Origin of the sequence: Mycobacterium asiaticum (genome assembly GCF_001673365.1) — a bacterium.
Taxonomy (GTDB): Bacteria; Actinomycetota; Actinomycetes; order Mycobacteriales; family Mycobacteriaceae; genus Mycobacterium; species Mycobacterium asiaticum_A.
This window is the reverse complement of the sequence record NZ_LZLS01000162.1, coordinates 18058-30541: the sequence shown is the minus strand read 5'-3', so window position 1 is coordinate 30541 and position 12484 is coordinate 18058. Positions and strand designations below refer to the sequence as shown.

Annotated in this window: 5 protein-coding genes; 3 read left to right on the top strand and 2 right to left on the bottom strand. The window is 65.1% G+C overall.

Annotated elements, in window-relative coordinates:
• Positions 1-156: 156 nt before the first annotated feature.
• A complete protein-coding gene (locus A5634_RS17705; protein ID WP_065145331.1) occupies positions 157-1278 on the bottom strand; it encodes a citrate synthase 2 in 1122 nt (373 codons plus the stop codon).
• Between the two features lie 106 nt (positions 1279-1384).
• On the opposite strand from A5634_RS17705, the gene pdxH reads away from it, so the two are divergent.
• Positions 1385-2011 (top strand): pyridoxamine 5'-phosphate oxidase, encoded by a 627-nt coding sequence (gene pdxH, locus A5634_RS17700; protein ID WP_081290506.1) that lies wholly within the window; start codon positions 1385-1387, stop codon positions 2009-2011.
• Positions 2012-2141: 130 nt separating this feature from the next.
• Positions 2142-3419, top strand: a complete 1278-nt coding sequence (locus tag A5634_RS17695) for an MFS transporter (RefSeq protein WP_065145330.1) — start codon at positions 2142-2144, stop codon at positions 3417-3419.
• Here the strand turns inward: A5634_RS17695 and A5634_RS17690 are convergent.
• Positions 3379-11679: a BTAD domain-containing putative transcriptional regulator gene (locus A5634_RS17690; protein ID WP_065145350.1), complete on the bottom strand. Its 8301-nt coding sequence runs from the start codon at positions 11677-11679 to the stop codon at positions 3379-3381. The genes A5634_RS17695 and A5634_RS17690 overlap by 41 nt on opposite strands.
• Before the next feature lie 171 nt (positions 11680-11850).
• On the opposite strand from A5634_RS17690, the gene A5634_RS17685 reads away from it, so the two are divergent.
• Positions 11851-12372: a PE family protein gene (locus tag A5634_RS17685; RefSeq protein ID WP_065145329.1), complete on the top strand. Its 522-nt coding sequence runs from the start codon at positions 11851-11853 to the stop codon at positions 12370-12372.
• The last annotated feature ends 112 nt before the right edge of the window (positions 12373-12484 follow it).

The following is a 12484-nucleotide window of genomic DNA, read 5'->3' as shown; positions in this document are numbered from 1 at the left end:
GCGGGGATTTCTCATCGCGCATCCGCGACGGTAATCCGCACCACCGACATCGCCTGCGCGGCAGCCGCCATCGCGGGCACGCACAGCGGTACAACATGAACGCTGCGGGAAGTATCGACTAGTGCTTCAGGACGAACCAGGAAGCGCCTGCCGCGCTCACACCGAAGTAAGGACCTTGTCCCAGCCTGAGACGGACTCCGCGCTGCGCGGCCCCGGACCGATATAGACGGCCGACGGGCGGACCAGCTTGCCGAGTCGCTTCTGTTCCAGGATGTGGGCGCACCATCCGGCGGTACGGCCACAGGTGAACATCGCAGGCATCATGGTCGCCGGTACCTCGGCGAAGTCCAAGATGACCGCGGCCCAGAACTCGACGTTAGTCTCGATCGCCCGGTCCGGACGCCGCTCCCGCAACTCCGCCAGCGCCGCCTGCTCGAGTGCGGCTGCGACCTCGTAGCGCGGCGCACCCAGCCGCTTGGCCGTCGCCCGCAACACCCGGGCGCGCGGGTCTTCGGCGCGATAAACCCGGTGGCCGAACCCCATCAGCTTGTCGCCGCGGTCCAGAATGCCCTTGACCAGACCGCGCGCGTCGTCGGTGCGCTCGACCTCTTCGACCATCGGCAGCACCCGGGCCGGTGCCCCACCGTGCAGCGGACCGCTCATGGCGCCAATCGCGCCGGACAACGCCGCTGCGACGTCGGCGCCAGTGGATGCGATCACGCGGGCAGTGAACGTCGAGGCGTTCATGCCGTGCTCGGCGGCCGAAACCCAGTAAGCGTCGATGGCCTCAATGTGCCTGGGATCCGGCTCGCCCCGCCACCGAGTCATGAAACGTGCTGTGACCGTGGAGCATTCGTCGATGACGCGCTGCGGTACGGCTGGCTGATAGATGCCGCGGCCAGACTGCGCGACATATGACAGGGCCATCACCGAGGCGCGCGCGAGTTGTTCGCGGGCGGTCGGCTCGTTGGTGTCGAGCAACGGCTTGTAACCCCAGATGGGTGCCAACATGGCCAGGCCGGCCTGCACGTCGACCCGCACATCGCCGGTGTGGATCGGCAACGGGAACGGCTCCGCCGGCGGCAGCCCGCGGCCGAACTCGCCGTCGACCAGTAGCGCCCAGACGTCACCGAAGTGGACGCCTTGGCCCACTAGGTCCTCGATATCGACGCCGCGGTAGCGCAGTGCACCGCCATCCTTGTCCGGCTCGGCGATTTTGGTGGTGAACGCCACCACGCCTTCCAGACCTGGGACAAAATCCTCCGGGACAACAGTCATGGGCCGATTCTCGCACCCCACCACGCGGCAGTTGCTACCGGCCGGTAACTGGTTGGCGGGTAGCGTTGGCGAGGTGACCGGATCTGACTGGCAGCGCTTGGCTGGCATGCGGGTGGAGTATGAATCCGCCGAGAAGGACCGCAGCCCCGACCTCGATGCCGACTGGCTTGCTGACGGATGGCTTGCGTTGTTCCGCAAGTGGATTGACGAGGCGTGGAATGCCGGAGTAGCCGAGGCTAACGCCATGGTGCTGGCCACTGTCGCCGACGGACGGCCGGTCACCCGCACCGTGTTGTGCAAGAGTGTCGACGAATCCGGCATCACATTCTTCACCAATTACGACTCCGCCAAGGGGTTGGAACTGGCAGCGATTCCGTACGCATCGGCGACTTTTCCGTGGTATCAGCTGGGTCGTCAGATCCACGTGCGCGGCCCGGTGAGCAAGGTCGCTCCCGCGGTGACCGAGGACTACTGGTCCAAGCGGCCGCGCGGCTCGCAACTGGGGGCTTGGGCCTCGCATCAGTCGCAGCCCATCGCGTCGCGGGAGGACCTGCTCGATCAGCTGGCGGAGGTGACCGAACGTTTTGCTGGGCTGGAGCGGGTGCCGGTGCCGCCGAATTGGGGCGGCTACCTAATCGCGCCGCAGGTGGTGGAATTCTGGCAGGGCCGGGAAGACCGGGTGCACAACAGGATTCGGGTTATCGGCGGTCAAGTGGAGCGGCTGCAGCCCTAATGCTTGCGCTTAGGTTCGCCAGTCAAACCTGGCTGCGATTCTCGGCTTCATTTTTCGCAGTGTGGTTGGGCTCGCGAGCGAGGGAACGGGTTGGGCTCGCGAGCCTGGGGGCGGGTTAGGCTCGACGACCGTGCCTGTTTTCGCGGACACCGCGCCGCTGCGCACGCCCGACTTTCGCCGGCTCTGGCTAGCCGGCATCCCGACCGTCATCGGCGCGAACCTGACGATCTTCGCCGTCCCCGTGCAGATCTACGCACTGACCCAAAACTCCGCCTATGTCGGGCTCGCCGGATTGTTCTCGTTGCTGCCGCTGGTGGTGTTCGGTCTGCTGGGAGGTGCCTGGGCAGACGCCATGGATCGACGGCTGCTGTTGATCGTCGCGTCGTGCGGCCTGGCGGTGGCATCGCTGCTGTTGTGGTTGCAGGCCGTGCTGGCGGTAAACGACGTCTGGGTGGTGCTATGCCTGCTGGCCGTGCAACAGGCGTTTTTCGCCGTCAACTCGCCGGCACGCTCCGCGGCGATTCCGCGGATGGTGCCCGGCGAGCAACTTCCGGCCGCCAACGCGCTGAATATGACGGTAAGCCAGTTCGGTGCGATCGCCGGTCCGATGCTCGCCGGTGTGCTGCTGAACTGGGTAGACCTGTCCGCGTTGTATCTGATCGACGCGCTCACTTGCCTGTTGCCGATTTGGGCGACTTTCCGGTTGACACCCATGCCGGCGATTGAATCCGAGCGGACTTCGGGGCGTTGGGGGATAGGCGCGGTGTTGGAGGGGTTTCGCTATCTTGCCGGCAACACCGTCGTGCTGATGTCCTTCGTGGTCGATCTCATCGCCATGATTTTCGGAATGCCGCGAGCGCTGTTCCCGCAGATGGCGCATGAAAGCTTCGGCGGCCCCATCGAAGGCGGTTCGGCAATGGCGTTCTTGTCCGCTGCCATAGCGGTCGGAGCGGTCGGCGGCGGGGTGTTCTCCGGCTGGTTCCCAAGGATCCGGCGTCAGGGCTTGACCATCGTGATCTCGATCGTGGCGTGGGGATTGGCCATGGTTGGCTTCGGGGTCGTCAGCGCGATGGCGCACGGCCGGGCAGGTGTGGCGCTGTGGATTGCGGTGGCGTTCTTGGCATTTGGTGGCGCGGCAGACATGGTGTCGGCCGCGTTCCGGTCGACGATCTTGCAGCAAGCGGCCTCCGACGACGTGGTCGGACGGCTACAGGGGGTGTTCGCCGTGGTGGTCGGAGGCGGGCCGCGGTTGGCCGACACACTGCATGGGGGCGCCGCCGCTGCAGTCGGTACTGCCGCTGCCGCGGCCGGGGGTGGGGCGCTCGTCGTCCTCGGCGTGGTGATTGCCGCGATTGCGGCGCCCGCGTTTATTCGGTATCGGGCGCCGCGTGGGAATGCTCAGCCGTGAGTTCGTCGAAGCGGGCCAGGGCTGCGTCGTGGTCTGCCTCGTCAAAGATTTCGCAGCGGTTGATCGTGTCGCCATTTACGGTGAGAAGTACCGTCATTCGCCACTCGGCGTCGAAACCTTCATGTGAAATCCCTTTGGCCACATGATCGATGATCGCGCCGATGTCGGTCACCCGAGGGACGGCCGCGATGTAGATGCTGGTGTCGGTCAATTGTTCAAACGATGCGAGCACGTATGACCTCAAGTCGCCGGGGCCGATCATGCTGAGTGAGCGATGGTCGACTTCTATGCAGTCGGGGGCCACCCTAGGCACTTGCCGGCGGTTGAGCTTGGCGTAGGTGTCGGCGATGACCGACCACGTCTGTGCGTGGGCGGCCGCTTCGCCTGAAAGGTAACGCTTTTCGAGTTCGGCGAAGGCCGCGTCGAAATCGTCTCGGTCGAACGTAAGGAAAGCCGCGATCCGGTTGTCGAGGTCAACCTCGGCGATGCCGAGCAGGTCGGCACTGACCTCGTCCGGCAGCCAGTCATGGTTGTAGGAACACACACGCGCCAACACCAGCCGCTCTCCACGAGTCGCGATAACGGCAAGGGTGAAGTTCTCGGTTCCGATTTCGACGGCCGCCTGGTTGTCCGCAACGTTTACTTCGCGACCGTGTCGAATCCCGGCGTTCACTACCCGCCGGCGATCGTCCACTACCACGTCGTCGGCGAGCAACTCGGCCATGGTTTTCCAGTCTCTGGCCGCAAAGCACACCTGGTAACGGCGAACCGCTTGGGTTGCCGCGTTTTCCACGCGCGTTGCGTGCAGTTCATCGAAGCGGGCGAGTGCGGCCTCAAGGTCTGCCTCGTCGTACATTTCGCTGTGATTGATTAAATCGGCATCGACCGTGGCGACGGTGATCTGCCGCCACTCGGCGTTGAAACCTTCTGTTGTGGTTCCGATCCCGACATGCGTGAACACCGCTCCCAGGTCGGTCAACCGATGCACGACCTCGGGATAGGCCTTGAGGTCGGCGAGCTCGTCAAACGTGGAACGGAGGTATGCGATCATCTCCTCCGACTCGATCAATCCGAGCCTGCGGTGGTCGATGTTCACTATGTCCGGAGTTGTTGGTGGGAGTTGGCGACGACTCGCCGCGCCGTATGACTGCGCGATAACCGACCACGTTCGTGCGTGGTCGGCCCCTTCGCCGGCGAGATACCTGGCATCGAGTTCGGCGACGGCGGCATCGATGTCGTCGGGGCCGAAGATTACGTGTGCTCTCATTCGCTCGTCACTGTCGATCTCGACGACGACCAGCATCTCGACGTCGAACTCCCCGTGCATCGGATCGTGGTTGGCGCAACGGATTGCAGTGAGGGCCAGGCGCTCGCCGCGGGCCGCGATGACGGTCATTGTCATCTGCGTCCAGCCCACGGCCAAGGCTTGCATGTTTGCGATTACGGCATCGCGACCGAGCCAGCACCCGGCGTTGGCCACGCGACGGCGATCATCGACGGAGGTGTCGTCGGTCAAGGCTTGGGCGATCGCATTCCAATCGCGATGCCGATAGTGGCCGAAAAGGCGGGCGCCAGCTCGAATTGCCGTGTTCTCCAATCGCCGTGTCTGCGTTTGCAGTTCATCGAAGCGGGCGAGTGCGGCCTCAAGGTCTGCCTCTTCGAAGACTTCGCAGCGGTTGATCTGGTCGCCTTCGATAACCAGAAGGTTGACGAACCGCCATTCGGCCTCGACGCTGTCGGGTGATGTCCCGTGCGCCACGTAGGTAGCGACCACTCCAAGGTCGCTGAGCCGATGCACCGCGGTGATGTGGATGCTCAAATCCGGTGTCACGTCCCAGATCCCGCGCATTGCCGATGGAAAGTCAGTGGTTTCGATAATGGCCAGTTGTCTGTGGTCGACGGTAATCCAGTCTGCTGTGGGAAGTTTCTGCCGGTTGAACGACGCGCATTCCCGCGCGACGACCGACCACGTCTTCGAGTGGACCGCCGCTTCGCCGGCCAGATAACGCCGATCGAGTTCTTCGTATGCGGCGTCGATGTCGTCGAGATCGAACACGACGGCAGCCGCAATCCGCTCGTCGGCGTTGTACTCGACGACCTGCAAAACGTCGACTCTTATTTCGTCATGGTCGGGACCTGAGGCGCGCCAACGGTTGAGGAGGAGGCGATTTCCCCGTGCCGCAAGGATTTCTGACGTGACATTCGTCGCCAACCCGAGGTCGACAGCCAGCTGCAGATCTTCTATCGCGGCGTGTTGACCGAATCGAACTCCGGCGTTGACGACGTGACGGCGATCGTCACAGGAGTAATCCTGAGCGAAGTCCCGCGCCAAGGCATCCCAATCGCGGGCCGCAAGGTGCACCTGGAAGCGGTCTAACACTGCGTTTTCCAAGCGCGGGTTTGGCGGGTGCAGTTCGTCGAATCGCGCTAGCGCGGTGTCGAGATCTGCGGCGTCGAACAACTCGCAATGGTTGACCCTGTCGCCGTCAACTGTCGAGATGGCAACCTCTCGCCACTCGGCTTCGAAGCCGTCCGGAGAGGATCCATGCGCCGTATAGGTGACTACCGCACCCAAATCGTCTAGTCGGTGGACTATTTCGACGTACGGTCGGATCTCTTGGTCGAGTTCCCAGCCCGCATGGATGTACGCCTCCAGTTCACCCGGAGCGAATGCGGCTACTCGGCGATGGTCGATGGTCACCGGATCCGTTGTGAGAGAGGGAACTGCGTGGTTTCGGATCGAAGCGTAGACACCGGCGATTACTCGCCAGGTGCGCGCACAATGTGCCGCCTCACCAGCCGCGTAGCGCGCGTCGAGCTCGGCGAAGGCGGAATCGAAGTCGTCAGGGTCGAACACGATGCGCGCCACGACCCGTTCTTCGGCGTTAACCTCAACGATGTCAAGGACATCGGCATGGAACGCATCAGACCGTTGATTGCCGCCCACCGACCGCACTCGGCTAAGGGCGAGTTGCGTGCCGCGGATCGCGATGACGTTCGACGTCATGCTGGTCATCCCGATCTCGAGGACGGCCGAGACTTCGGCGAGGACGCTGTCTCGGCCCTTTCGCAGTCCCGCGCCCACCACCGTTCGGCGATCGTCGTGAACGACGTCGTCGACCAGGGTGTCTGCGATGGCAGCCCAGTCGCGCGCGCTGAAGCGCGACCGAAGGCGCTGGTGTACAACGGTTGCGGCGTTCTCCAACCGTGTTGTCGGCGTGGTCAGTTCTTCGAAGGTTGCGATGGCGAGGTTCAGCTCGGCCTCGTCGAAGGCCTCGAAGTGCTTGACCTTGTCCCCGTTGACGATTTGCAGGTCGATACTGCGCCACTCGGCGTCGAAGTCCATCGACGAGATAGCTTGCCCCACATGAGTACATACCGCTCCAAGGTCGCTGAGCCGATGCACGGTTTCGACGTACAGCCGGACGTTTCGGAGGCGTTCTAGCCCGCTATCGAGATAAGCGAGCAGGTCACCAGGGGCGAATGCGGGACCTCGGCGATGGTCGATGCTGACACAATCCGTTGCAAACGTGGGTAGTTCGCCTCGATTGACCGCGGCGGGCCCGCCCGCGATCACCGACCAGGCATGAGCGTGCGGCGCCGCCTCGCCGCAGAGGTACCGCGCTTCCAATTCTTCGATGGCGGCGTCGAAGTCGTCGATGTCGAACACAACGCGGGCCACAATCCGTCCTGTGGCATCGACCTCGACGACGGCGAGCACGTCGATGCCGAATGCGTCAGGACGGCGGTCGCCGAAGGAGGACTGGACCCGATTGAGTACCAAGTATCCGCCACGTGTCGCGATCGTATCGGTCGTCATGCTGTGGACCCTGGCTTTGGCCACTACCGCGATTTCGGCCATTACGGCATTGCGTCCCTGGCGAAGTCCCGAGCCCACCACCTTGCGACGATCATCTTGGACGACATGCTCGGCCAGCGTTTCTTCAACTGCGTCCCAGTCACCGCCCACGAAATATGTCTCGATCCGCTGGCATATCCGGGTCGCTGTGTTTTCCGGCCGTCGCGCTTGCTGCCGTGCTTCCCGCTCGAATCGTGCTTGCCTGGCATCGAGTTCGGCGATCGCAGCCTCCACGTCTTCGGCGTCAAACGCGATCTGCGTTGCAATCCGGCCGTCCTCATCGGTGCCGAACAGCAGGAGAACTTCGTCGTACGGCGCCCCAGGGCTCACGTCGACATTGCCCAATCCGATCCGAGCCAGAGCCAGGCGCTCACCTCGCACCGCGAGTACGGTTACGCAGTGAAGGCGCAAGCCCCCGCTCTCGTGGAAGAGCCTGGACTGAGTCAACCAGTCCTCGGGTAGGTCGTTCTGGGTGAAGCCGACCATCTTCCGTCGGCTCTCCATAACAAGATTGGCCGCATAAAGCTGCTCATAGTCGTCCCATGTCGCGCTTTCAATTACAGCTATGCCGCGCCGAATCGTTTGCACGCAGGCGTTGTCCAAGTCGAGGTCCAGCGGTTCGGACTGGGGTGTCGCGATGACGGAGTCCCCCGGTTCGACGGCTTTGCGCGACTTGTCGACAAGTGCGGCGGCGCCCTTGCGCTCGTACAAGTCGACCGCTCGCTCCGCGGCGGCGCGTGCCTGAGCAAGGTCGCCGCAAGCCTCCAAAATCGTTGCCAGGGCAAGGCATGCGTCGCCGTGGTCCACCAACAAGTCGGTACGCTCGGCAAGTCCCACGGCGGCCTGAGCTACGCGGCGGGCCTCGCCGTGTGCACCGTTGCGCGACAACAGATGCGCCCGAAGCGTGCGCCATGCAATCGACGGTTTCAGCGCATGTCCGGCCAGACGCTCACTCTCACAGCACAGTTCGTCTGCGTCACCGTCTCGGCCCAGTGTCAGACAGGCGCGGCCCAGCAAGGCGGCGGTTTCAGCGGTATCGGCATCGAGGCCCATGCGGCGAAAACCGTTGTAAGCCTTCAGTAGATGCGGTTCGGCTGCAGCCGCGTCGTCGGCGACAAGCTCCACGATGCCGGCGAACTGCTCGACTTCGAGCAGTGCGTGCCGCAAGCCGAGCTCAGTCACGGTCCGCCGCGCGGAGTCGATCATCCGCCGGGCCGCGGCCGTGCGGCCGCGGAAGGCCTCCAACACGGCTTGACACCGGGTCGAGGTGGCCTCGACGGCTGGCGAGTCAGTGGTTATCCGCAGCAGCCGCACCACGTCCAGGCACCGTCCGCCCGCCCGCGGCACCGGGTTGGGTCCCCACAACGCCGCCAGCGGCGCACCGGCCAGCACCGCGTTCACCCGGCGGTGTTCGCGCGCGCGCCGCGCCGCCGTCAACGCATCATCCAGGGCCGCTTCACAGTCACCGATACGCCCAAGGCGTGCAAGGCATCCGGCACGCACGGTATGGGCCTTCGCCTCTCCGGCGGCATCGTCCAAACCGGCCAACTCTTCGGCCGCGGTCCGCAACGCGATTTCGACCTCGTCCAATCGCTCGGGATGGATCAGCATCGACAGCTGGCCGTCGAAGCAGGTGGCCCACGCCGCCAACTGCACCGAATCGACTGTCGCCGAACGCAATTGGGATACTGCGCTACCCGCTGAAGCTACGTCACCAGCGGCCAGGAGCGCTTCGCAGCGTGCCACCAGCAGCGCGGCCGCCTGATCGTCGCGGTCGGGCAGGTCGTCGTCGATCTCCTCTAACGCGTGCAAGGCATGGTCGTAGAGGTCGGCGGCACCTTCGTAGGCCAGCCGTGCCATCGCCTGGTCGGCGGCGCGTCGGCAGTACTGAACGGCCTTGGCGGCGTTGCCGGCCCAGGCACATTCGAAGTAGTGGTGGGCCAATTCGGCCAACAACTCGTCCTCGGCGCCAGGTTGAGACTCCAGCGTCGTGGCGATCCGTTGGTGCAGTCGCATCCGCCGCACCGACGCAAGCTCGGTGAGCAGCGACTGGCGGACGATCGCGTGGTTGAAACGGTAACGGCCACCAGGCTCTTCGACGACGAGACCGGCCGCGCACGCCTCGTCGAATGCGTCGACGAGATCACTCCCGACTACCTGCTCGACCAATTCCAGGCCGAACCGGCTACCGACCACCGCAGCCGCCGCGAGCGCCTTGTTCGTCTCCTGCGAGAGTCGAGAAAGCCTGCGGCTCACAGCTTCTCGAACACCCTGGGGGAGGGTGTTCTGATCCCATACGCCGCCACTTTCATCGACGTGACGCAGGGCCTCAATGAGGAAGAACGGGTTTCCGCCGGTGACAGACGCCAAGGCGTGGGCGAGTTCCTCGTCGTCATAGCCGGCTTCGGCGACGTAGGTGGTCACATCGTCTTCGTCGAGTCCGCTCAGATTCAGCCGGCTGGCGGTGCCGTCCCGATGCAGGTCGGCCAGCATTGCCGCCAACGGGTGGGAGCGGTCCAGATCCGTGCTGCGGTACGTGCCGACGATTTGCACGCGGGCGTGGTCGCCGAACCGCAGCAGATGCCGCAAGAGCAGCAGCGTCGGCTTGGCCGCCCAGTGCAGGTCGTCGAGGATCAGCACGACCGGCGCGGCGGCCGACGCGATCTCCAGGAGCGCGACGACGGCGTCGAACAGTGCGTAGCGCTCGGTATCGGGGTCCGCACGGGCCGGGGACGCCAGATCGGGGACCACGTCCGGCAGCCCGGGGACCAGGGGGAGCAGCGCTTCGACGCCGCGCAGTCCCCGCAGCCGGTCCGCGCCGACGCACGGCACGAGTGCGCGCAAGGCTTCGGCAAACGGCTGATACGGCGCGCCGAGGTCCTCGTCGCAACGTCCGTAAAGCACGATCGAGCCCTGTGCATACGCGCGGTGGGACCATTCGCCGGCCAGGCGCGTCTTGCCGACGCCGGGTTCGCCGGCGATCAGCACCGCGTGCGCGCCGCTGTTCTGCCACGCGGTGAAAAGGCTTTCCAGTTCCGCGCCGCGGCCGACGAACGGGCCGGGGGCGGTCAACACGGCGGGCAGGGCGGGGCGATCTATCGGTGCGTCGGCGACGACTTGCTCGCGCTGGTCGGTGTCCAGTCTCAGCTCGAAAACATGTTCTGGGCGCGCGAGGTTGCGCAACTGGCGCATCCCGAGGTCGGCAAGCACGACATCGTCCGGAAGCGAGTCGATGACAAGCTCCGCGGTTGCTCCCGAGCACAAAGTCTGCCCGCCGAGGGCCAGCGAGCGCAGGCGCGCGGCGCGGTTCACCGCCCGCCCGAAGTAGTCGCCGTCGCGGAATTCGACCTCCCCGGTGTGCACGGCCACCCGAATGCGCATCGGCTCCCGCAGCGCCCACGGCTCGCGGGCAATCGCCTCCTGCAACTCGATGGCGGCGACGGCTGCGGCGGAGGGCCGATCGAAGACCGAGAACGTCGCGTCGCCTTCGCCGCGCGTCTTGATCAGCCGTCCCCCGCGTGAGGTGACGACCTGCTCGGCGAGTTCGTCGTGCCGTGCCAGCGCCACCGCCATGCCCGCGGCGTCTGCTTCCCAGGCCGCCGTCGATCCTTCGATGTCGGTCAGCAGAAACGTGACAGCCCGCGTCACCGCCGAGAGGCGTTGTGCGGCAGGGGTTTCCAGACCGGCATCCTGTGCGACGATCGCAGCCTCGAGTCGGCGCAGTTCGGGTCCCGGGTCGACACCGAGTTCGTCGGCGAGCAGTGCCCTGGCGCGTTGGTAGGCGGCGAGGGCTTCGCCTTGGCGGCCGGCGCGGTAAAGCGCGAGCATCAACTGGCCCCAGCGTCGTTCGCGCAGCGGCGCGTCCGCTAATAGAGCCTCCAGTTCGCCGACGATCTCGGCCGCCCGTCCCGTCGCCAAAAGCGCGTCGGCTCGGTCCTCGACCAGCGCGGCGTGCCCTTCTACCCACCGCGTCTTCTCGGCGGTTCCGCGCTGGCTGTCAGGCAGTTCGGGGATGCCGCGCCACAGGGCAAGGGCTTCGTCGAAGCGGGTCACTGCTTGGCGGGTATCGCCGGCGGCGGCCGCGTCGCGACCCCGTCGTGCGGCGGCCTTGTAGCGGGAGGCGTCAACCTGTGTCCCGGCCAGGATCCAGCCCGCTCCCTCGGTCAAGACGAAGCCGTCGCCCAAGGTCCGACGCAACAGGGAGATGTGGGTCTGCAGGGCCTTGGCGGCGGTGCGCGGCGGGTCCTTGTCCCACAGCAGTTCCACGAGCGTGTCGGCTGACACGACCGAACCGCCGTGCAGGCCAAGCATCGTGAGCAGGGCGCGGGGTTTGGCGCCCGGGATCGTGACGGACGAGCCGTCCCGCCGAACTTGCAGAGGTCCCAAAACCCCCAGTTCCACGTCTTGAAGAGTAGTCACGAAGGCCATCGTTGGGCAGAGGATTCAACGGGCAGTCAAGGTCGAGTAAAAGCGGTCCGCGCGATTGGAGTAGGCGGGTACTTGTGCCCGGGCGCTTCATCGGGGTGAAGCTCGAGGTGTCGGAGGTTCACGTCAAAACGGGGTGCAAGAGATATGTCTCAGCTAAGTGTTACACCGGAGCTGCTAACCGCGGCCGCGGCGGACTTGGAGAAGATCGCATCGACGATCGATGCGGCGCACTTGGCGGTGTCCCCGTCGGTCCTGTCGGTAGCGCCGGCGGCCGCAGACGAAGTGTCGACGAGCATCGCCCACCTGTTTTCCGGGCATGCCCAGGACTACCTGACGGCGGCCGGGAGTGCCGCGACATACCAGGATCAGTTTGTCCAGAATTTGGCGACCAACGCGACGTCGTATGCCAGCGCGGAGGGCGTCAACACCCTAGCTCTCAACTTGATGGAGGGGCTGGACGCGTTCAGGCTCGGGTCTAGCCTCGCGCTGTTGGCTGCGGCGGTCGGATATGTCGGGTTGCTTTACAACTTCGTGCCGTTCCTGCCGGCAGCGCTGGCATTCCCCTTATATGCACCCGCCGGATTCCTGCTTGTCGCTGCATTTGCGAATGCACTATTTTGGTCGATCGTCGAGTCCGGCTTGACGTCCCTTCTTGGACTCGCGTGACCTTGGCTTAGCTGGGTCGGTGGAGGGTGCGAACGCCGCACTGGTGTGACGTTCGACGTCGAATGTCACGCTGGCGTGACCGTCGCGAGGGGCGGCGGTCCTAGCTCCGCGC